Below are 19591 nucleotides of genomic sequence, written 5' to 3' on the forward strand. Positions count from 1 at the left end.
CAGACTAGGCCGACAGCCGATCGGCGTACATCTTCGCGATCACAGCCTCGATGTCCGGTTCGCGGACCGACAGGTCGACCAGCGGATACGTGGCGGCGATCTCCGCGACGAGCGGCGCCGCGGACGACGAGGCGGGGAACGCGAGCCACTGGCGCGGGCCCTCCACGCGGACCACCCGCGCGCCCGCCGGTTCGATGGGCGGCAGCTCGCGCTCCAGATCCACCACCAGGGTCCGCTCGCTCGCGCCCACCTCGTGGAGGCCGCCCAGGGCGCCGTCGTACATGAGCCTTCCGTGGTCGATGACCATCACGCGTTTGCAGAGCTGTTCGATGTCGGTGAGGTCGTGGGTGGTGAGGAGGATCGTGGTGCCACGGTCGGCGTTCAGGTCGCGGAGGAATTCCCGCACCTTCGCCTTGGAGACGATGTCCAGGCCGATCGTCGGCTCGTCCAGGTAGAGGACCTCCGGGTCGTGCAGCAGCGCCGCCGCGATGTCGCCGCGCATCCGCTGCCCCAGCGACAGCTGACGGACCGGCACCTCCAGCAGCGCGCCCAGGTCGAGGAGTTCCACGCACCGGTCGAGGTTCTCGCGGAAGCGAGCGTCGGGGATGCGGTACATGCGGTGCATCAGCCGGTACGAGTCGCGCAGCGGCAGGTCCCACCACAGGGTCGTCCGCTGTCCGAAGACCACGCCGATGCGGCGGGCCAGCGTGGTGCGTTCCCGGGAGGGGTCGACGCCCGCGACGCGCAGGCGGCCGCCGCTCGGGGTGAGGATGCCGGTCAGCATCTTGATGGTGGTCGACTTCCCGGCGCCGTTCGGGCCGATGTAGCCGACCATCTCGCCGCGCGCCACCCGGAAGGTGATGCCGTCCACCGCCCGTACCTGCCGTCTCTCCCGGCGCAGGAGCCCCACTTTGCGGCGTACGTCGAAGACCTTCTCGACGTCTTCCAGATCGATGAAGTCCGGTTCCAGCGTGCTCACCAGTCAGCTCCCCGTGCTTCGGTACGAACGCAATCCCGCCCGCCAGGCCAGGCCAGCCAGGCCCACGCACACCGCCGCGACCAGCGGCGACGCGAAGGCCGCCCACGCGGGCAGGCCCGCCGGGGCGTCGCGGCCCAGCACATACAGGGCCGGTACCCAGTTCACGAACGCCAGCGGTACGACGTAGACGACACCGCGCACCAGCTCGCCCGCGAAGATGGTCGGCGGGTACTGGAGGAGGGTGTTCCCGCCGTACGTGAACGAGTTGGCGACCTCCGCGCCGTCCTGCGCCCAGAACTGGAACGCGGCGCCCGCCGTCATGACGGAGCCGAAGATCAGGGCGCCGGTCACGGCCGTCAGGGGGATCATCGCCGCCTTGAGCGGGGTCCACTCCACCCCGTCCAGCAGGACCAGGGACCAGACGAGGACGAGCAGCCCCTGAGTCACGCGGCCGAGGCGCCGGAGCGCGAACCGGTCCGCCGCCACCTGCGCGAGCACCGGCGCCGGCCGCACCAGCAGCGTGTCGAGCGTGCCGTCCCGCACCCGCCGGCCGAGCCGCCCCACCTGGCCCAGCGCGAGGTCCGCGAGCCCGAACGCGGTGCTCGTCGTCCCGTACAGGAACGCCACCTCCGCGAAGGAGAAGCCCCCCAGGCCACGCACATGAGTGAACATCAGCAGGATCACGACGAAGTCGAAGAGCGTCGCCGTGAAGTTCGACAGCAGCGTCATCGCGAAGGAGAAGCGGTACGTCATCGTCGAGCGGATCCACATGGCCGCGATCAGCCCGTACACGCGCAGGCCCTCCGCCGTCGCGGCCGCCCTGGTGCTCCTAGCCACCCTGCACCACCACCCGGCGTGTCGCCACGGCCTGGAGCGCCCGCCCCGCCGCCAGCAGCACCACGGCCCAGCCCGCCTGGAAGACGTACGCCTCCAGCAGTGCCCAGCCGGTCCGCTTCTCCAGGAACACATCGGCCGGCACCTGGAGCATCGACGCCCAGGGCAACGCCCTGGCCACCTCGCCGAGTACGCCCGGGAAGACGGTGAGCGGCAGCAGCATCCCGGAGAAGAACGTCCCCGACAGCCACGCCACCTGCACCACCCCCGCACCGTCCATCAGCCAGAAGGCGGTGAGCGCCACCAGGAACCAGATCCCGAAGCCCACCGTCACCCCGAGGAACACCGCCACCAGGAAGGCGAGCCAGGTCAGGGGGTGTTCGGGCAGCGCCAGGTCGAAGGCGAGTGCGCCCACGGCCATCGGTACGATCCCCCGCCCGAGCAGCTGGAACGCGGCGCGCCCCAGGTTGGCCGAGAACCACCACAGCTGGAGGTCGGCGGGCCGGTACAGGTCCACGGCGATGTCGCCCGTCTTGATCCGCTCGATCAGTTCGTCCTCGAAGCCGCCGCCCATCAGGGAGCAGGCGGCGAGCAGCGCCTGGCCGAGCCACACGAAGGCGAGCGCCTCGGACATGTCGTAGCCGCCGAGTCGGGGGCGCTCGTTCCACAGGGCCATATAGGTGAACGTCAGGATGAACCCGAAGACGGTGTTGGTGAACACCCCGGCCGCGGTCGCCATGCGGTAGGTGGCATGGCGCCGGAACCCGCCGGTCAGCACGGCCGCGTAGAGCCGCATGTCGCCGCCTCCCCCTCTCCGCCGAAGCGGGTGAGCCTAGCCCCTGGCCGACGGGGGCCGCGACCGCTTTTCGGCTGGCCCGGCGGCGGGATGCGCGGGATGGGGGCGCGCGGAGTGCACTATGAGAGGGCGTTACAAAACACCACAAGTCGGACAGTCACCACGTTCGCGACCGTGCCGGAGACCCATGAGCGACGACCCGCCGCAGCCCTCAGCCGGAGGCTGGGAGCCCCGTGACCCCACCGTCCACACACCGACCGTCCCGGGCCACCCCGCCGCGCCCTCCCGCCGGTCCCGCGGCGGGGGCCGGGGCCGGGCGCGAAGGCGGCGTACCGGCTGGCGCAGGCTCGTGCCGACCTGGCGGATGACCCTCGGCGGGTTCCTGCTCCTCGCGCTCGGCCTCGTCGGCGCGTTCTTCGCCGGGTACCACCTCGTCGACATCCCGCCCGCCAACCCCGCCGCCACCGCGCAGGCCAACGTCTACCTCTACGCCGACGGCAGCCCCCTCGCGCGGGGCGGCAAGGTCAACCGGGAGAGCGTGCCACTCGCCCGTATCCCCCGCCCGCTGCGGCAGGCCGTACTCGCCGCCGAGGACCGCGACTTCCACAGCGAGCCCGGAGTCGACCCGGAGGCGATGCTCCGCGCCGGCTGGAACACCCTCACCGGCAAGGGCACCCAGGGCGGTTCGACCATCACCCAGCAGTACGTGAAGAACTACTACCTCGGCCAGGAGCGGACCGTCACCCGCAAGGTCAAGGAGTTCTTCATCGCGATCAAGCTGGACCGGCGGATGAGCAAGGACAAGATCCTCGAGGGGTATCTGAACAACAGCTACTACGGGCGCAACGCCTACGGGGTCCAGGCCGCCGCCCGCGCCTACTACGGCAAGGACGTCCAGGACCTCGACACCGCCGAGGGCGCGTACCTGGCGTCGCTGCTCAACGCGCCCAGCGCGTACGACGTCGGCGCCCGGCCCGCCAACCGCGCGCGTGCGCTGGCCCGCTGGAACTACGTCCTCGACGCGATGGTGCAGGAGCGCTGGCTCACCGCGGCCGAGCGGGCCCGCCTGACCTTCCCCGCGGTGCTGCCGTCCCGCCCCACCGCCGGCCTGGCCGGCCAGGGCGGATACGCCGTCCAGGCCGTCAACGCGTTCCTCGCCCGCCACGGCGTCGTCTCGAAGGAGGCACTCGCCGCCGGCGGCTACCGCATCACCACCACGCTGCAGAAGCAGAAGATGGACGCCTTCACCGAGGCCGTGCGGGAGCAGGTCCTCGACCGGCTCGCACCGGACGCCAACCCCACCGACCGGTACGTACGGGTCGGCGGTGCCTCCATCGAACCCGCCACCGGCAAAGTCGTCGCCCTGTACGGCGGCTTCGACTACACCAAGCAGTATGTGAACAACGCGACCCGCCGTGACTACCAGGTCGGCTCCACCTTCAAGCCGTTCGTCCTCGCGTCCGCCGTCGCGAACGGCGCCACCACGCAGTACGGCGAGCCGATCACCCCGAACACCGTGTACGACGGCACCAACAAGCGCCCCGTGGAGGGCTGGAAGGGCGGCCCGTACGCCCCGGCCAACGAGGACGACGTCAGCTACGGCGGCATCCCCCTCCGTACCGCCACCGACCGGTCCGTGAACGCGGTGTACGCGCAGCTCGCGGTGGACGTCGGGCCGAAGAAGGTGCGGCGGACGGCGATCGCGCTCGGGCTGCCCGCCGACACCCCGGACCTCAAGGCGTCCCCGTCGATCGCGCTGGGCCCGGCCTCCGCCAGCGTCCTGGACATGGCGGAGGCGTACGCGACGCTCGCCAACCACGGCATGCGGGGCCTGTACACGCTGGTCGAGAAGGTCGAGCGGATCGACCCGCACGGCGACCAGCCGCTGCCGCTCCCCGCGACCGACGCCACGGTCCGCGAGGCCGTGAGCCGGGAGGCCGCCGACACGACGACGGCCGTACTGCGCGGCGTCGTCGAGGGCGGCACCGGTACCGCGGCCCGGGCGGTGGGGCGGCCGGCGGCCGGGAAGACCGGCACGGCGGAGGACGACAAGGCCGCCTGGTTCGCCGGCTACACGCCGGACCTGGCGACCGTGGTCGCGCTGATGGGCCAGGACCCGAAGACGGGCGCGCAGATGCCGCTGTACGGGGCGATGGGCCTGGCCCGGATCAACGGGGGCGGCGCGCCCGCGGAGATCTGGGCGCACTACACCGGGACGGCGCTGGCGGACACCCCGGCGCGGGACTTCGACCTTCAGGTCCCGGAGGGCGCCGGGTACATGGAGGAGCTGCCGTGGGAGGCGGACCGGCCGCCGTGGCCGCAGCCTCCGTTCGAGCCGCAGGAGGAGGAGCCCTGGGCGCCGTTCCAGGAGGGCGTCCACGACGGGTGGTGGGGCGGCCCCGGGTCCACGCGGAGACCGTGACCGCCGGAGGATCTGGCGACCGACCACGACCAGCAGCAGAAGGAGAAGAAGATCCGGGCGGCGGTCCCGGGCTCGTTCAGGACGGATAGACCCCGACGACCGCCGCACCGGCCGCGCCCATGCCGATTCCGCACGCCGTACGCGGTGCCGATCGGCAGGTCCTGGCGGCCCGGGCCGGCAGCGCCATGCCGGCGACGATGCCGGGGCCGGGGCCGGGGCCGGGGCCGGGGCCGGTGAGGAGGCTCGGCCGGAGCCGGGTGAAACCGTCGGTGAACCTCATACCGACCGACCGGCCGACCTCCAGCGGACCGGCGGCGATGAGCAGAACGCCGGCCATGGCAGGTGCTGTCGACGGTGGCAGACGTCAGAGGTAGAGGCCCGTGGAGTCCTCCGAGCCCTCGAAGCGGTCGGCGGCGACCGCGTGCAGGTCGCGCTCCCGCATCAGTACGTACGCGACGCCCCGCACCTCGACCTCGGCACGGTCCTCGGGGTCGTACAGCACGCGGTCGCCGGGCTCGACGGTCCGGACGTTCTGGCCGACCGCGACCACCTCGGCCCAGGCGAGCCTGCGGCCTACCGCGGCGGTCGCCGGGATGAGGATGCCGCCGCCCGAGCGCCGCTCGCCCTCGGGGACGTCGGACCGGACCAGCACCCGGTCGTGGAGCATCCGGATGGGCAACTTGTCGTGGGTGTTCTCGCTCACCCCACGAACTTACCTGGCCCGGCCGCCCCGGGTGCGCGCCAGGGGCCCTCAGCCCCTGTGCCTGCGGGACGACACGGCGATGAGCCCGATGACGCCGACCGCGAGGAGGGCCACGGGGACGACCCGCTCCAGGCGGGGGGTGCCGTCGTCGGCGACGAACCGCGCCTTGACATCGGTCACGGCCCGGTTGACGGCGACGAAGGCCCGGCCGGCCGTCTCGTCGACCGTGGACGCCACCCTGGCCTTCGCGTCGCCGATGATCGTCTTCGGGTGCATCCGTACGCCGATCTCGTCGAGCGTGACGGCGAGTTGCTCGCGCCGGCGGACGATGTCCGCCTCGATCTGCGCGGGGGTCCTGGCGTCCGACACCGAGTCGCCTCCGTAGGTGGTCGTGGATCTCTGGGTGGCTCCGTCATGGACAGTTTGTCAGCTCGACGGGCCCGGGGCTGTCACAGACCCCCGTTAGGCTCGGTCGGGTACCGCCCGTATCCCCGTTGAGGAGACCCCGAGCCATGAGCGAGCGACTGCAGCCCGGCGACACCGCCCCCGCCTTCACCCTGCCCGACGCGGACGGCAACGAGATCTCGCTCGCGGACCACAAGGGCCGCAAGGTCATCGTGTACTTCTACCCGGCGGCGCTCACGCCGGGCTGCACGAAGCAGGCGTGCGACTTCACGGACAACCTGGAGCTGCTCGCCGGCGCGGGCTACGACGTGATCGGTGTCTCGCCGGACAAGCCGGAGAAGCTGGCGAAGTTCCGCGAGAAGGAGGACCTGAAGGTCACCTTGGTCGGCGACCCGGAGAAAAAGGTCCTGGAGGCGTACGGCGCGTTCGGCGAGAAGAAGCTGTACGGGAAGACGGTGAAGGGTGTCATCCGGTCGACGGTGATCGTCGACGAGGACGGCAACGTCGAGCGCGCGCTGTACAACGTGAAGGCGACCGGGCATGTCGCAAAGATCATCAAGGACCTGGGTATCTGACCGCGTCCGGGATTCCCGGGCCGCTACGATGTGGCGGTCGGCGGCCGTGGTGGAATTGGCAGTCACGCTGGGTTTAGGTCCCAGTGGGGTAACACCCGTGAGGGTTCGAGTCCCTCCGGCCGCACCAGACCTTTGATCCGAAGGCGCAGCTCGTTGGAGCTGCGCCTTCGGTGTATGTGCTCGGCTCGCCGCGCCTCAGCCGAGCAGCTCGCGGACGACCGGCACCAGGGCGCGGAATGCCTTGCCGCGGTGGCTGATGGCGTTCTTCTCGTCCGGGGTGAGCTCGGCGCAGGTGCGGGTGTCGCCGTCGGGCTGCAGGACCGGGTCGTAGCCGAAGCCGCCGGTGCCGGCGGGGGTGTGGCGGAGGGTGCCGTCGAGGCGGCCTTCGACGACGCGCTCGGTGCCGTCGGGGAGAGCGAGGGCGGCGGCGCAGGCGAAGTGCGCGGTGCGGTGGGGGTCGGCGATGTCGGAGAGCTGGGCGAGCAGCAGGTTCAGATTGGCCTTGTCGTCGCCGTGCGTGCCGGCCCACCGGGCCGAGAAGATCCCGGGTGCGCCGCCGAGGACGTCGACACAGAGGCCGGAGTCGTCGGCGACGGCCGGGTGCCCGGTGGCCCGCGCGAGGGCGCGGGCCTTGAGGAGCGCGTTCTCGGCGAACGTGACGCCGGTCTCCTTGACGTCCGGGACGTCGGGGTAGGCGTCCGCCCCGACGAGCTCGTGCGCGAGCCCGGCGTCGGCGAGGATGGCGCGCAGTTCGGTGATCTTCCCGGCGTTCCGGGTGGCGAGGATCAGACGGGTCATGGGGTCCAGTATCGCGAGGCGCGGTCCGCCGGTCTCCGGCGGACCGCGCCTCCTGTGGACCGCGACGCCTCCTGCGGACCGCGAGGTCACGCGGTCCGCAGGTCAGGGGGTCGAGAGGTCAGGAGGTCACCCGGTCAGGAGGTGCAGACCTTGCCGACCTCGGCCGCCGCGTCGGTGACCGGCTTGAGGTCGGGGGTGGCGTCGCCGTTCTTCACGGCGGTGCGGACCTCTTCGACGCCCTTCGAGAGGTCGTCGACCGCCTTGGACAGATCGGCGTCGCCGGTCTCGTCCTTGAGGGTCGCCAGTTCCTTGTCGATCTCGGCCAGGGACTCCTCGATCTGGGTCGGGTCGCCCGCGTTGGAGGCGGCCTGGCTGAGGCGGTCGACGCTGGTGGCGATGGCGTCGGCGGTCTGGACGCAGCCGATTGCCTTGTCCAACGCGCCGCAGCCGGTGAGCGTCATCGTGAGCGCGAGCGCGGTGCCGGCGACGAGCGTGGTGGTGCGGTGGTGGCGCATGTGCGGGTCCCTCCCTGGTGTTACGGGCGTACGGGACGTCTCATACACCCGTGTTCGATGAGACGCCGCGCGGTGGCGGCGGGGTTGCTCAGAGGGCGGCGGCTTCGAGGGCCTCGGTCTGGAGGGCCGCGAGGTCGGCGCAGCCGCCGGTGGCGAGGTCGAGGAGCGCGTTGAGCTCCTTGCGGTCGAACGGCTCGGCCTCGGCGGTGCCCTGGACCTCGACGAAGCGGCCGTCGCCGGTGCAGACGACGTTCATGTCGGTCTCGGCGCGGACGTCCTCCTCGTAACAGAGGTCGAGGAGGGGCGTGCCGTCGACGATGCCGACGGAGACGGCGGCGACGGTGCCGGTGAGCGGCTTGCGGCCGGCCTTGACGAGCTTCTGCTTCTGCGCCCAGGCGACGGCGTCGGCGAGCGCGACGTACGCGCCGGTGATGGCGGTGGTGCGGGTGCCGCCGTCGGCCTGGAGGACGTCGCAGTCGAGGACGATGGTGTTCTCGCCGAGCGCCTTGTAGTCGATGACGGCGCGCAGGGAGCGGCCGATGAGGCGGGAGATCTCGTGCGTGCGGCCGCCGATCCTGCCGCGGACGGACTCGCGGTCGCCGCGGGTGTTGGTGGAGCGCGGCAGCATCGAGTACTCGGCGGTGACCCAGCCCTCACCGCTGCCCTTGCGCCAGCGGGGGACGCCTTCGGTGACGGAGGCGGTGCAGAAGACCCTGGTGTCGCCGCAGGAGATGAGTACGGAGCCCTCGGCGTGCTTGCTCCAGCCGCGTTGGATGGTGACCGGGCGGAGCTGTTCGGGCGTGCGGCCGTCGATTCGCGTCATGGGGAGAGCCTAGGCGGTGTCCGAGGCTCTCCCGCTCCGGGCCGGTGCGCCGGGGAGTGCGACGGCCGGCGAAGCGGGCGCGTGCGACGGGGCCCGTTCCGGAGGTGGGCGTACGTCGCCGTGGGCGTACATACGGCCGCGGGAAGGGCCCCGGTCGTGCTGCCGCGGTCAGCGGCGGTTCACATCATGTCCTCGATCTCGGCGGCGATCGGGTCGGCGTCGGTGCCGATGACGACCTGGATGGCGGTGCCCATCTTCACGACGCCGTGTGCGCCGGCGGCCTTCAGTGCGGTCTCGTCGACCAGGGCGGCGTCGGCCACCTCGGTGCGCAGCCGGGTGATGCAGCCCTCGACCTCTTCGATGTTGTCGATCCCACCGAGCCCGGCGACGATCTTCTCAGCCTTGGTGGCCATGTGTTTCTCCCTGTCCTTCGAAGAGCCTTAGGTCCGCGTTCGTCACGGTAACTCACGGTTGACCCATCTACACGGGCGAGGTCCTGCTCCGTACCCCATGATGACGATCACCGGCACCCTGCCCGTGGCCGGGCTTCCGGGAGCCTACCGCAACTGGTCTACACCAGTCCTGTCTCCGGGAGGACGCCGATGAGCACGGAGGGCGAGGAGAGCGCCGCCGGCCCGCGCCGGTCGCGGTGGAGCGCGCTCTTCCAGGGGCTGCAGAAGGTCGGCCGCAGCCTGCAGCTCCCGGTGGCCGTGCTGCCGGCGGCCGGCCTCCTCGTCAGCCTGGGCAATCTGTTCTCGGCGTATCTGGGCGGCGCGTTCTGGGACCGGGTCTCGGAGGTACTGCTGCAGGGCGGTACGGCGATCCTCGACGGCTCGTTCGGGCTGCCGCTGCTGTTCTGCATCGGCGTGGCGATCGGGTTCGCGAAGAAGGCGGACGGTTCGACGGCGCTCGCGGCCGTGGTCGGCTTCCTCGTCTACTTCAACGTGCTGGCGGCGTTCCCGCAGGAGGGGACGGTCACCCCGGAGGCGCCCGGGGGCGTTCCGCAGAACCCGGGCGTGCTGGGCGGCATCCTGATCGGGCTGCTGACGGCCACGGTGTGGCAGCGGTACCACCGGACCAGGCTGGTGGACTGGCTCGGGTTCTTCAACGGGCGGCGGCTGGTGCCGATCCAGATGGCGTTCCTGGGTGTCCTGCTGGGTGTCGCCTTCGGGCTGCTGTGGGAGCCGGTCGGCGATGCGCTGGAGTGGTTCGCGCGGCAGCTGATCGGCCTGGGCGCGTGGGGCGCGGGCATCTTCGGCGTGGCGAACCGGCTGCTCATCCCGGTCGGCATGCACCAGTTCATCAACACGTTCTTCTGGTTCCAGGCGGGGGAGTTCACCAGGCCCGACGGGACCGTGGTGCAGGGGGACCTGACCCGGTTCTTCGCGGAGGACCCGACGGCGGGGCAGTTCATGTCGGGGTTCTTCCCGATCATGATGTTCGGCCTCCCGGCGGCCGCGCTCGCCATCGCGCACACGGCCCGCCCCGAGCGCCGCAAGGAGGTGGCGGGGCTGATGCCCTCGGTGGCGCTGACGTCGTTCGTGACGGGTGTGACCGAGCCGATCGAGTTCTCGTTCATGTTCGTGGCGCCGCTGCTGTACGGACTGCACGCGCTGCTGACGGGCGCGTCGATGGTGATCACCTGGGCGCTGGGGGTGCACGTCGGCTTCAGCTTCTCGGCCGGGCTGATCGACTACATCGTCAACTGGCACCTGGGCACCAAGCCGTGGCTGATCATCCCGATCGGCCTGGGGTTCGCGGTGGTCTATTACATGGTGTTCCGCTTCGCGATCACGGTCTTCAAGCTGCAGACGCCTGGCCGCGAGCCCGTGGAGGTCGAGGCGGAGATCGAGCGCGACATCACCAGGCCATAACGCTCTCGCGAGGGCGTACGGGCTGTAGGGAACGCGTTACGGATTTGCAGGTTCCTTATCTATCCCCGACCGTGCTACAACAGGTCTACACCACTACTGGTGTAGACCACGCGGCCTCGCCCCGTGCCGCGTTCCCCCCGAGACGCCGCCGTCCCCCTGTCCTCATGCCGGGCGGCGCCTTGCCCACTGGAGGAAGTTGATGTCCACGGCCAGCACCGCCCCTGCGGCGGAGAAGAAGAAGGGCGCGGGCGCGATGGCTGTCATGCAGCGCATCGGCCGCAGCCTCATGCTGCCGGTCGCCGTGCTGCCGGCGGCCGCGCTCCTGGTGCGTTTCGGCCAGCCCGACATGCTCGGCAGGGAGTCGTTCCCGACCTTCATCACCAAGATCGCAGGATACATGGCCGCCGGCGGTGGCGCCCTGCTCGACAACATGGCGCTGCTCTTCGCCGTCGGCATCGCGATCGGCTTCGCGAAGAAGTCCGACGGCTCGACGGCCCTCGCGGCGGTGACGGGCTATCTGGTCTTCAAGAACGTGCTCGCCACCTTCACGGACAGCAGCCTGCCCAAGAAGGAAGCCATCGTCGACGGCAAGATCGTCATGGTGGAGCAGGCGGTCGACGCCAAGGTCCTCGGCGGCGTGGTCATGGGCATCATCGTCGCACTGCTCTACCAGCGCTTCTACCGCACCAAGCTGCCCGACTGGGCGGGCTTCTTCGGCGGCCGCCGACTCGTCCCGATCCTGTCCGCCTTCGCCGGTCTGCTCGCCGGTATCGTCTTCGGCCTGATCTGGCCGTGGCTCGGCGCGGGCCTGCACTGGGTCGGCGAGAGCCTCGTCAGCTCCGGAGCCGTGGGCGCGGGCGTCTTCGGTGTCGCCAACCGTGCGCTGATCCCGGTCGGCATGCACCACCTGCTCAACTCCTTCCCGTGGTTCCAGGCCGGTGAGTTCCAGGGCAAGAGCGGCGACATCGCCCGCTTCCTCGAAGGCGACCCGACCGCCGGACAGTTCATGACCGGCTTCTTCCCGATCATGATGTTCGCCCTCCCGGCGGCCTGCCTCGCGATCGTCCACTGCGCCCGTCCCGAGCGCCGCAAGGTCGTCGGCGGCATGATGTTCTCGCTGGCGCTGACCTCGTTCGTCACCGGTGTCACCGAGCCGATCGAGTTCACCTTCATGTTCATCGCGCCGGTGCTGTACGCGGTCCACGCGGTGCTGACCGGTGTCTCCATGGCGCTGACCTGGTCGCTGGGTATGCGGGACGGCTTCGGCTTCTCCGCCGGCGCGGTCGACTTCTTCCTCAACCTCGGCATCGCGTCCAACCCGTGGGGCCTGGCGCTGGTCGGCCTCTGCTTCGCGGCGGTCTACTACGCGGTGTTCCGCTTCGCGATCGTCAGGTTCAACCTGCCGACGCCGGGCCGCGAGTCCGACGAGGAGCTGGCGGAGCTGCAGAAGGCCGAGGCGAAGTAGCCGCCGCCGGCCCGCCGGCCGGCCACCTACGGCAGGGCGAAGGCCCCGGGACCGTTCCAGGTCCCGGGGCCTTCCCGCGTTCTACAGCGCGTACACCGCGCCCGACCGGGCCAGTTCCGCCGGGCCCGGATAGACCGCGCGGGCGTCCGCCAGATTGCGCTCGCCGTCCGTCCACGGCGGGATGTGCGTCAGGACCAGCCGCTTCGCCCCGGCCCTGGCCGCGTGCACGCCCGCCTCCCGGCCGTTCAGGTGAAGCTCCGGGATGTCCTCCTTGCCGTAGGTGAAGGACGCCTCGCACAGGAACAGATCCGCGTCCGCCGCCAGCTCGTCCAGGGCGTCACACGCGCCCGTGTCGCCGGAGTACGTCAGGACCTTGCCGCCGTGCTCGATCCGGATGCCGAACGCCTCGACCGGATGACACACCCGCTCCGTGCGCACCTGGAACGGGCCGATGTCGAACACGCCCGGCTTGAGCGTGTGGAAGTCGAACACCTCGCTCATCGACGTGGGGGACGGCGTGTCCGCGTACGCGGTCGTCAGCCGCTGCTCGGCGCCGTCGGGGGCGTACACCGGGATGGCGTCGCAGCGGCCGCCCTCGTGCCGGTAGTAGCGCGCGACGAAGTACCCGCACATGTCGATGCAGTGGTCGGCGTGCAGGTGGCTGAGGAAGATCGCGTCGAGGTCGTAGAGACCGCAGTGACGCTGCAGCTCGCCCAGGGCGCCGTTGCCCATGTCGAGGAGCAGCCGGAAGCCGTCGGCCTCTACGAGGTAGCTCGAGCAGGCCGAATCCGCGGACGGGAACGACCCGGAGCAGCCGACGACGGTGAGCTTCATGGAGCGTGAACCTCCGTGGACGGGAGCGGGGGAAGCGCTGACGGGGGAGGTCGTGCGGTGCGTCGAGCGTAAGGCGCTGCGCGGCGGGGCGCTCCTTCGCAGTGGCCCGTTGTGGGGGAACTCACCCGTGCTGTCACCGGTTCGGATGGACGCGGGGTGCGGCGTGGGCCGGTAACGTCCGGAGGTATGGACACGTCCTGGTGGCTGGCGCTCGGCGCCGTCGTGGTGATCGCCCTGGTGGCGGCCGTGGCCGACGGATGGGGGCGGGCCGGGCGGCGCCCCGGTGGGCGTAGGCGGCCTCCCGCGCGGGCCCGAGGGCCCCGTATCCGCACCCTGCCGGCGCGGCGGCCCGAGCCGGGGGACATCTGGTGGGCGGACGTGCCCTTCGAGGACGGGCCCGGGTCCAAGGACCGGCCCTGTCTGGTGCTGGCCGTACGGGGGGACTCGGCGGTCGTCGCGAAGATCACCAGCAAGTACCGGGACGAGCGGGGCGGGGTGATCGCGCTGCCGCCCGGGTCCGTGGGGGACGCGCGGGGGCGGGCCAGCTTCCTGGAGACCGACGAGCTGCGGGACGTCCCGCTGTGGGAGTTCCGCCGCCGGGTCGGCTCCGTGGACCCGCTGGTCTGGGACCAGGTGCGGCACCTGGCGGCGGACTGAGGGACGCGCCCGCGGGGGCGCGCGTGCGGGAGCGCGGGGTGCGGGAGCGCGGGGTGCGGGAGCGCGGGGTGCGGGAGCGCGGGGTGCGGGAGCGCGGGGTGCGGGAGCGCGGGGTGCGGGGGCACGCCGGGCAGGGCACCGGCCGGTCCGCTGTGCCCGCCCTCCCCCGAGCTCGCGGCTTCGCTGGAGCGGGGGGAGACCCGTCACCCCTGGCGGAACGCATACCGACAGCGGACCGGCGGCCGGCGCACCGCCCTCGCGGCGGTCATGCCGTTCCGGTTTGCGGGCAGGCGTTCCGCAGGGCGGAACGGGATGGGCACGACGGGCGCCCCCGCCCAGGGGGCTGCGCAGGGGATCGCGCGACAGGGCGCTACGCCCAGAGCTGGCCCTGCAGGGTTTCGATGGCGGCTTCGGTGGTGGGGGCCGTGTAGACGCCGGTCGACAGGTACTTCCAGCCGCCGTCGGCGACGACGAAGACGATGTCCGCCCGCTCCCCCGCCTTCAGAGCCTTCCTGCCGACGCCGATCGCGGCGTGCAGCGCCGCCCCCGTGGAGACACCCGCGAAGATGCCCTCCTGCTGGAGGAGGTCACGGGTTCGGGTCACCGCGTCTGCGGAGCCGACCGAGAAGCGGGTGGTGAGGACGGCGGCGTCGTACAGCTCGGGGACGAAGCCCTCGTCGAGGTTGCGCAGGCCGTAGACGAGGTCGTCGTAGCGCGGCTCCGCTGCGACGATCTTGACGTCGGGCTTGTGCTCCCGCAGGTAGCGGCCGACGCCCATCAGGGTGCCCGTCGTGCCGAGGCCCGCCACGAAGTGGGTGATGGACGGGAGGTCCGAGAGGATCTCCGGGCCGGTCGTGGCGTAGTGCGCCGCCGCGTTGTCCGGGTTGCCGTACTGGTAGAGCATCACCCAGTCGGGGTTCTGCTCGGACAGCTCCTTGGCGACGCGGACGGCCGTGTTGGAGCCGCCCGCCGCGGGGGACGAGATGATCTCGGCGCCCCACATGGCGAGCAGGTCGCGCCGTTCCTGGGAGGTGTTCTCGGGCATGACGCAGACGATGCGGTAGCCCTTGAGGCGGGCCGCCATCGCGAGCGAGATGCCCGTGTTGCCGCTGGTGGGCTCCAGGATGGTGCAGCCCGGAGTGAGGCGGCCGTCCTTCTCCGCCTGCTCGATCATGTGCAGGGCGGGACGGTCCTTGACGGAACCGGTCGGGTTGCGGTCCTCCAGCTTGGCCCAGATGCGTACGTCGTCCGAGGGGGACAGGCGCGGCAGGCGGACCAGCGGGGTGTTCCCTACGGCTGCTAGGGGGCTGTCGTAGCGCATGTCAGACCATTCCCGCCCGTCGTCCGGCCGCCGCACCGGCCGGACGCGGCTCCGCCGCGGCAGATCCCCCTGCCACGGCCGGGAGGATCGTGACGTTGTCGCCGTCGGCCAGCCTGGTGGAGATGCCGTCGAGGAAGCGGACGTCCTCGTCGTTCAGGTACACGTTCACGAAGCGGCGCAGCTCACCGCCGGCAGCACGGTCGACGATGCGCTCCTGGATGCCCGTGTGACGGGACTCGAGGTCGGCGAACAGCTCGGCGAGGGTCTCTCCGCTGCCTTCGACGGCCTTGGCGCCGGCGGTGTAGGTGCGGAGGATGGTCGGGATGCGGACCTCGATGGCCATGGTGTGGGCTCCTGTGGGAAGGCGGCAGGCAAGGGCAGGACGTGCTGCGGGCCGGGCGCCCGTGGTCGGGGCGCACGCGGTCGCGTGGTGCGTGGTGCTCGGGGGATCGTGCGCGGTGGCCGCGGCTCAGGCGGCGGCGCCGCTGCGACACATGGCGCTCGCGAGGCGGCACAGGTCGACGTGCAGCCGCGCCACGAGCAGGACGGTGCCCGGCGTCTGTTCGCTCACGTCGATGGAAACCATGCGGTCATCGTATCGATTCCCGGTCCGCGGACCAGAGTGTGATCTCGCATGCCGGACGATGTCGGCTCAGCATACGGATCCCGGCATTGTGCGTCGCAGGTCAGTGCGTCTCCACCACCTTGACCTCTTCCTCCGTGATCTCGCCGTCCACGATACGGAAGGAGCGGAACTGGAAGGGTCCGGCGTCGTCGGTGTCGGCCGTGGAGACCAGGACGTAGTGCGCCTCGGGCTCGTTCGCGTACGAGATGTCGGTACGGGAGGGGTACGCCTCGGTCGCGGTGTGCGAGTGGTAGATGACGACCGGCTCCTCGTCGCGGTCGTCCATCTCGCGGTAGAGCTTCAGCAGGTCGCCCGAGTCGAACTCGTAGAACGTGGGTGAGCGGGCGGCGTTGAGCATCGGGATGAAACGCTCGGGGCGTCCGGAGCCGGCCGGGCCGGCGACCACGCCGCAGGCCTCGTCCGGGTGGTCGGCACGCGCGTGCGCGACGATCTGGTCGTACAGAGCCCGTGTGATGGTCAGCATGGGGTTCAGGATAAGCAGACGGGCCCGGCCGTACCGAGGAACGGTACGGCCGGGCCCACATGCTGGACGGAGCGCTGGATTCCGGGGGTTCAGCGACGCTTGAAGGCCGCTCCGCCCGGGTCGCGGCGGCTCGGGAAGAAGTACGCGACGCCCAGGATCAGCGCCCAGACCGGCGCGCAGTAGAGGGAGACGCGGGCGCTCTCGTCGACGGCCATCAGGACGATCACCAGGCCGATGAACGCCAGCGCGAACAGGCTCGTCCAGGGGGCGCCCGGGGCCTTGAAGGAGGACTGCGGAAGCTCTCCGCGGTCGGCGCGCGTCCGGTAGCGGACATGGCTGACGAGGATCATCACCCAGGCCCACATGCCGGAGATCGTCGCGAAGGAGACCACCTTGTTGAAGGCGTCGCCGGGCCACCGGTAGTTGATCCACACGCCGACGAGCATGAGGGCGGCGGAGAAGGTGGTGCCGACCAGCGGGGTGCCGGAGCGGGTCAGCCTGGTGAAGAGCTTCGGGCCCTGGCCGTTGAGGGCGAGGTCGCGGAGCATCCGGCCGGTGGAGTACATCCCGGAGTTGCAGGACGACAGGGCGGCGGTGAGGACCACGAAGTTCACGATCGCGGCGCCGACGCCGAGGCCCATCTTCTCGAAGGCGGCGACGAACGGGGACACGCCCGGCTGGAACTCGGTCCACGGCACGACGGACAGGATCATGATCAGCGCGCCGACGTAGAAGACGGCGATCCGCCAGGGCACGGTGTTGACGGCCTTGGGGAGCGTCGTCTCGGGGTCCTTGGACTCGCCCGCCGTGACGCCGACCAACTCGACGGCGAGGAAGGCGAACATGACGATCTGGAGGGTCATCAGCGTGCCGCCGACGCCGGTCGGGAAGAAGCCGCCGTGCGACCAGAGGTGGCTGACGGAGGCGGTGTCCCCGGCGTCGGAGAAGCCGAGCGTGAGGATGCCGGCGCAGATCAGGATCATGCCGATGATGGCGGTGACCTTGACCATCGAGAACCAGAACTCCAGCTCGCCGAAGAGCTTCACGGAGATCAGGTTCGCGCCGTACAGGATGACGGTGAAGACGAGCGCCGAGACCCACTGGGGGATGTTCCACCAGTACGTCATATAGGTGGCGGCCGCGGTGACCTCGGTGATGCCGGTGACGACCCAGAAGAGCCAGTACGTCCAGCCCGTGACGAAGCCCGCGAACGGGCCGACGAACTCGCGGGCGTACTCCGAGAAGGAGCCGGACACCGGGCGGTACATGAGGAGTTCGCCCAGGGCCCGCATGATGAAGAAGATGACCAGGCCGGCGATGGCGTACGCCAGGATCAGGCTGGGGCCGGCCTTGGATATGGCCTTGCCCGCGCCGAGGAAGAGCCCGGTGCCGATGGCCCCGCCGATGGCGATCATCTGGATCTGACGGGCACCGAGCCCCCGCTGGTAGCCCTCGGCGGTGGCCTGGCCCGTTGCCTCTTCGGTGGCCCGGCCCGTTGCCCCGTCGGCGGCCTCGTCGCCGCTCCGGTCGTTCTCGACCTGCAGTGAGGTCATGATTTCGCTGCGCCTTTCTCCACGCTGATCCCCCCGGACATGGCTGGAGTGCCGCCGGCGGTCGGCCGGCCGTGGCGCCCCCGGGACACATGGGTGGCGGTCCCGGGCGGTCGTGCAGATGTATCACGGCCGTACGCATATGGGACGAAGTGCCCTGTGAGCCGGCGCACAGGTGAAACATCACAAAGCCGCACCTCGCGGGGCGAAGGGTGCGGCTGTCATTAACAGATCGTTATACGGAGTTGAGCGTCCGCTGAGCGAACACCCGGCGAACGCGACGCCCCCCGCACCGGCGGACCGGTACGGGGGGCGTCGTGGCGTACTGAGCGGTGAGCGGCCCGGTCAGAGGGACTTGACCGGCTCCTCCTCGCGCTCCTCCGGCTCCTCGCCGGCGTCGCGGCGACGGACGAACTCCAGGAAGGAGTTGAGCTCCTTCTTGACGATCGGGGCCAGCAGGTACAGGCCGATGATGTTGACCACGGCCAGCAGGAAGAGCACCGAGTCGGCCAGGTCGATCAGCGTGCCCAGGGACATCAGGGAGCCGAGGACCACGAAGAGCGAGTAGATGACCTTGAAGGTGAGCTCGCTGGCCTTGCTGCGGCCGAACAGGTGCGTCCAGGCCTTGAGGCAGTAGTAGCCCCAGGTGATCATCGTGGAGAAGGCGAACAGCAGGACCGCGAGGGTCAGCAGGTACGGGAACCACGGCATCACGGTGGCGAAGGCGTCCGACGTGATGGTGACACCGCCGATGCTCTCGCCCTCGCGGGCCTTCAGCCAGCTCTCGGGGCGCGCGATGACGATGGTCAGCGCGGTCATGGTGCAGATGACGACCGTGTCGATGAACGGCTCCAGCAGACCGACCAGGCCCTCGCTCGCGGGGTGCTTGGTCTTCACCGCGGAGTGTGCGATCGGGGCGGAGCCCAGACCGGCCTCGTTGGAGAAGGCGGCGCGCTTGAAGCCGATGATCAGGGCACCGATGACACCACCGGCGACACCGGTCGGGCTGAACGCCTCGGAGACGATCGTGGAGACGGCGGACGGCAGCGCGGTGACGTTGGTCAGGATGACGACCAGGCAGGCCAGGATGTACATGATCGCCATGGCCGGAACCAGACGGCTGGTGACCGAGGCGACGGAGCGGAGGCCGCCGAGGAGGACCAGGCCGACGAGGGCGGCGATCAGCAGGCCGAAGAACAGCGCGTACGTGGAGGAGCCGCCGCCGGTGACGGACGCCAGCTGCGTGTAGCTCTGGTTGGCCTGGAAGAGGTTGCCGCCGAAGAGGCCGAAGAACAGGACCATGACGGCCGAGGCGATGGCGAGCACCTTGCCCGCGGTCTTGGCGCCCTCACCGAAGCGGTCGACGAGACCCTTGCGGAGGTAGTGCATCGGGCCACCGGAGACGGTGCCGTCCTCGTGCACCTCGCGGTACTTCACACCGAGGGTGACCTCGACGAACTTCGACGCCATGCCCAGCAGACCACAGAGGATCATCCAGAACGTGGCGCCGGGGCCGCCGATGGAGACGGCGACGGCCACACCGGCGATGTTGCCGAGACCGACGGTGCCGGAGACGGCGGCGGTCAGCGCCTGGAAGTGGTTGACCTCACCGGTCGACCCCTTCTCGTCGTACTTGCCGCGTACGACGTTGACCGCGAGCTTGAACTTGCGGAACTGGACGAACCCGAACCAGCCGGTGAACACCAGACCAGCGACAACGAGCCAGGCGACGATGAGCGGGAGCTCGGTGCCACCTACGGGGACCGAGTAGAAGACGATCTCGCCGAGCCCCTTGGAGATGGGTTCGAAGAACTCGCTGACACTTTTGTCGATGTTTGCGGTGATGGAGTCGAGTGACATCTGACTACCTCAATGGCGCAGGGGATCTGCTGGCAGGGCACAGCAGTGAGGGGTGCGGTTGAGCGAACGCC

General features: G+C 70.6%; 21 protein-coding genes, 1 tRNA gene and 1 pseudogene. 6 read left to right on the plus strand and 17 right to left on the minus strand.

Going from position 1 to position 19591, the window contains the following annotated elements; genetic code table 11:
• Window positions 1–4: 4 nt before the first annotated feature.
• The 3 genes from FVS66_RS32095 to FVS66_RS32105 are packed head-to-tail and all read right to left on the minus strand — an operon-like array spanning window position 5 to window position 2609.
• On the minus strand, window positions 5–970 hold the full coding sequence (locus FVS66_RS32095) for an ABC transporter ATP-binding protein (RefSeq protein ID WP_149184809.1): 966 nt from the start codon (window positions 968–970) through the stop codon (window positions 5–7).
• A 12-nt stretch (window positions 971–982) separates the two neighbouring features.
• On the minus strand, window positions 983–1750 hold the full coding sequence (locus FVS66_RS32100) for an ABC transporter permease (protein ID WP_149184810.1): 768 nt from the start codon (window positions 1748–1750) through the stop codon (window positions 983–985).
• A gap of 58 nt (window positions 1751–1808) precedes the next feature.
• Window positions 1809–2609, minus strand: a complete 801-nt coding sequence (locus FVS66_RS32105) for an ABC-2 family transporter protein (RefSeq protein WP_149184764.1) — start codon at window positions 2607–2609, stop codon at window positions 1809–1811.
• A 187-nt stretch (window positions 2610–2796) separates the two neighbouring features.
• On the opposite strand from FVS66_RS32105, the gene FVS66_RS32110 reads away from it, so the two are divergent.
• Complete coding sequence (locus FVS66_RS32110) at window positions 2797–5031, plus strand: transglycosylase domain-containing protein (protein ID WP_149184765.1); 2235 nt, start codon at window positions 2797–2799, stop codon at window positions 5029–5031.
• Between the two features lie 44 nt (window positions 5032–5075).
• Here the strand turns inward: FVS66_RS32110 and FVS66_RS32115 are convergent.
• The 3 genes and pseudogenes from FVS66_RS32115 to FVS66_RS32125 all read right to left on the minus strand — a co-directional run.
• Window positions 5076–5368: pseudogene (locus tag FVS66_RS32115) on the minus strand (SMR family transporter); the annotation flags it as partial.
• A gap of 27 nt (window positions 5369–5395) precedes the next feature.
• Window positions 5396–5734, minus strand: coding sequence for a co-chaperone GroES (locus tag FVS66_RS32120; RefSeq protein WP_010474424.1), 339 nt, complete (start codon window positions 5732–5734; stop codon window positions 5396–5398).
• A 48-nt stretch (window positions 5735–5782) separates the two neighbouring features.
• Entirely contained in the window at window positions 5783–6103 is a 321-nt protein-coding gene (locus FVS66_RS32125) for a DUF3618 domain-containing protein (protein WP_149184766.1), read from the minus strand.
• 143 nt (window positions 6104–6246) lie between these two features.
• Between FVS66_RS32125 and bcp the strand changes: the two genes are divergently transcribed.
• Together bcp and FVS66_RS32135 are read left to right on the plus strand one after the other, a co-directional pair.
• On the plus strand, window positions 6247–6714 hold the full coding sequence (gene bcp / locus FVS66_RS32130) for a thioredoxin-dependent thiol peroxidase (protein WP_149184767.1): 468 nt from the start codon (window positions 6247–6249) through the stop codon (window positions 6712–6714).
• Between the two features lie 40 nt (window positions 6715–6754).
• A tRNA-Leu gene (locus FVS66_RS32135) sits at window positions 6755–6841 on the plus strand.
• Between the two features lie 68 nt (window positions 6842–6909).
• Here the strand turns inward: FVS66_RS32135 and rdgB are convergent.
• The 4 genes from rdgB to FVS66_RS32155 form a co-directional block, all read right to left on the minus strand.
• Entirely contained in the window at window positions 6910–7512 is a 603-nt protein-coding gene (gene rdgB, locus FVS66_RS32140) for an RdgB/HAM1 family non-canonical purine NTP pyrophosphatase (RefSeq protein ID WP_149184768.1), read from the minus strand.
• 134 nt (window positions 7513–7646) lie between these two features.
• Window positions 7647–8027, minus strand: a complete 381-nt coding sequence (locus tag FVS66_RS32145; RefSeq protein WP_149184769.1) for a hypothetical protein — start codon at window positions 8025–8027, stop codon at window positions 7647–7649.
• Between the two features lie 88 nt (window positions 8028–8115).
• Entirely contained in the window at window positions 8116–8850 is a 735-nt protein-coding gene (gene rph / locus FVS66_RS32150) for a ribonuclease PH (protein WP_149184770.1), read from the minus strand.
• Between the two features lie 179 nt (window positions 8851–9029).
• On the minus strand, window positions 9030–9263 hold the full coding sequence (locus FVS66_RS32155) for a PTS glucose/sucrose transporter subunit IIB (protein WP_149184771.1): 234 nt from the start codon (window positions 9261–9263) through the stop codon (window positions 9030–9032).
• A gap of 189 nt (window positions 9264–9452) precedes the next feature.
• On the opposite strand from FVS66_RS32155, the gene FVS66_RS32160 reads away from it, so the two are divergent.
• Together FVS66_RS32160 and FVS66_RS32165 are read left to right on the plus strand one after the other, a co-directional pair.
• Window positions 9453–10724, plus strand: a complete 1272-nt coding sequence (locus FVS66_RS32160; RefSeq protein WP_149184772.1) for a PTS transporter subunit EIIC — start codon at window positions 9453–9455, stop codon at window positions 10722–10724.
• 199 nt (window positions 10725–10923) lie between these two features.
• Entirely contained in the window at window positions 10924–12189 is a 1266-nt protein-coding gene (locus tag FVS66_RS32165; RefSeq protein ID WP_149184773.1) for a PTS transporter subunit EIIC, read from the plus strand.
• Between the two features lie 81 nt (window positions 12190–12270).
• Here the strand turns inward: FVS66_RS32165 and FVS66_RS32170 are convergent, their stop codons facing one another.
• Window positions 12271–13023 (minus strand): MBL fold metallo-hydrolase, encoded by a 753-nt coding sequence (locus FVS66_RS32170; RefSeq protein ID WP_149184811.1) that lies wholly within the window; start codon window positions 13021–13023, stop codon window positions 12271–12273.
• 186 nt (window positions 13024–13209) lie between these two features.
• Here FVS66_RS32170 and FVS66_RS32175 point away from each other — a divergent pair, with 186 nt between their 5' ends.
• A complete protein-coding gene (locus tag FVS66_RS32175) occupies window positions 13210–13680 on the plus strand; it encodes a type II toxin-antitoxin system PemK/MazF family toxin (RefSeq protein WP_149184774.1) in 471 nt (156 codons plus the stop codon).
• Window positions 13681–14050: 370 nt separating this feature from the next.
• Here FVS66_RS32175 and FVS66_RS32180 read toward each other — a convergent pair whose 3' ends face one another.
• The 6 genes from FVS66_RS32180 to FVS66_RS32200 form a co-directional block, all read right to left on the minus strand.
• Complete coding sequence (locus FVS66_RS32180; RefSeq protein ID WP_149184775.1) at window positions 14051–15001, minus strand: cysteine synthase; 951 nt, start codon at window positions 14999–15001, stop codon at window positions 14051–14053.
• Window position 15002: 1 nt separating this feature from the next.
• Window positions 15003–15344, minus strand: a complete 342-nt coding sequence (locus tag FVS66_RS32185; RefSeq protein ID WP_149184776.1) for a MoaD/ThiS family protein — start codon at window positions 15342–15344, stop codon at window positions 15003–15005.
• A 126-nt stretch (window positions 15345–15470) separates the two neighbouring features.
• A complete protein-coding gene (locus FVS66_RS36665) occupies window positions 15471–15587 on the minus strand; it encodes a putative leader peptide (protein ID WP_316248241.1) in 117 nt (38 codons plus the stop codon).
• A 100-nt stretch (window positions 15588–15687) separates the two neighbouring features.
• Complete coding sequence (locus FVS66_RS32190; protein ID WP_149184777.1) at window positions 15688–16110, minus strand: M67 family metallopeptidase; 423 nt, start codon at window positions 16108–16110, stop codon at window positions 15688–15690.
• Window positions 16111–16199: 89 nt separating this feature from the next.
• Window positions 16200–17663, minus strand: a complete 1464-nt coding sequence (locus tag FVS66_RS32195) for an amino acid permease (RefSeq protein WP_149184778.1) — start codon at window positions 17661–17663, stop codon at window positions 16200–16202.
• A 342-nt stretch (window positions 17664–18005) separates the two neighbouring features.
• Window positions 18006–19520 (minus strand): alanine/glycine:cation symporter family protein, encoded by a 1515-nt coding sequence (locus tag FVS66_RS32200; protein ID WP_149184779.1) that lies wholly within the window; start codon window positions 19518–19520, stop codon window positions 18006–18008.
• Window positions 19521–19591: the final 71 nt, after the last annotated feature.

Origin of the sequence: Streptomyces sp. TRM49041 (genome assembly GCF_008271805.1) — a bacterium.
In the GTDB taxonomy this organism is placed as follows: Bacteria; Actinomycetota; Actinomycetes; order Streptomycetales; family Streptomycetaceae; genus Streptomyces.

What these genes read in the sequence shown, in the direction of transcription:
- FVS66_RS32100 (WP_149184810.1), bottom strand. Translation starts at nt 1,750, where the DNA reads ATGTGGATCCGCTCGACGATGACGTACCGCTTCTCCTTCGCGATGACG.
- FVS66_RS32105 (WP_149184764.1), bottom strand. Translation starts at nt 2,609, where the DNA reads ATGCGGCTCTACGCGGCCGTGCTGACCGGCGGGTTCCGGCGCCATGCC.
- FVS66_RS32110 (WP_149184765.1), top strand. Translation starts at nt 2,797, where the DNA reads ATGAGCGACGACCCGCCGCAGCCCTCAGCCGGAGGCTGGGAGCCCCGT.
- bcp (WP_149184767.1), top strand. Translation starts at nt 6,247, where the DNA reads ATGAGCGAGCGACTGCAGCCCGGCGACACCGCCCCCGCCTTCACCCTG.
- rdgB (WP_149184768.1), bottom strand. Translation starts at nt 7,512, where the DNA reads ATGACCCGTCTGATCCTCGCCACCCGGAACGCCGGGAAGATCACCGAA.
- FVS66_RS32145 (WP_149184769.1), bottom strand. Translation starts at nt 8,027, where the DNA reads ATGCGCCACCACCGCACCACCACGCTCGTCGCCGGCACCGCGCTCGCG.
- rph (WP_149184770.1), bottom strand. Translation starts at nt 8,850, where the DNA reads ATGACGCGAATCGACGGCCGCACGCCCGAACAGCTCCGCCCGGTCACC.
- FVS66_RS32155 (WP_149184771.1), bottom strand. Translation starts at nt 9,263, where the DNA reads ATGGCCACCAAGGCTGAGAAGATCGTCGCCGGGCTCGGTGGGATCGAC.
- FVS66_RS32160 (WP_149184772.1), top strand. Translation starts at nt 9,453, where the DNA reads ATGAGCACGGAGGGCGAGGAGAGCGCCGCCGGCCCGCGCCGGTCGCGG.
- FVS66_RS32165 (WP_149184773.1), top strand. Translation starts at nt 10,924, where the DNA reads ATGTCCACGGCCAGCACCGCCCCTGCGGCGGAGAAGAAGAAGGGCGCG.
- FVS66_RS32170 (WP_149184811.1), bottom strand. Translation starts at nt 13,023, where the DNA reads ATGAAGCTCACCGTCGTCGGCTGCTCCGGGTCGTTCCCGTCCGCGGAT.
- FVS66_RS32175 (WP_149184774.1), top strand. Translation starts at nt 13,210, where the DNA reads ATGGACACGTCCTGGTGGCTGGCGCTCGGCGCCGTCGTGGTGATCGCC.
- FVS66_RS32180 (WP_149184775.1), bottom strand. Translation starts at nt 15,001, where the DNA reads ATGCGCTACGACAGCCCCCTAGCAGCCGTAGGGAACACCCCGCTGGTC.
- FVS66_RS32185 (WP_149184776.1), bottom strand. Translation starts at nt 15,344, where the DNA reads ATGGCCATCGAGGTCCGCATCCCGACCATCCTCCGCACCTACACCGCC.
- FVS66_RS36665 (WP_316248241.1), bottom strand. Translation starts at nt 15,587, where the DNA reads ATGGTTTCCATCGACGTGAGCGAACAGACGCCGGGCACCGTCCTGCTC.
- FVS66_RS32190 (WP_149184777.1), bottom strand. Translation starts at nt 16,110, where the DNA reads ATGCTGACCATCACACGGGCTCTGTACGACCAGATCGTCGCGCACGCG.
- FVS66_RS32195 (WP_149184778.1), bottom strand. Translation starts at nt 17,663, where the DNA reads ATGACCTCACTGCAGGTCGAGAACGACCGGAGCGGCGACGAGGCCGCC.
- FVS66_RS32200 (WP_149184779.1), bottom strand. Translation starts at nt 19,520, where the DNA reads ATGTCACTCGACTCCATCACCGCAAACATCGACAAAAGTGTCAGCGAG.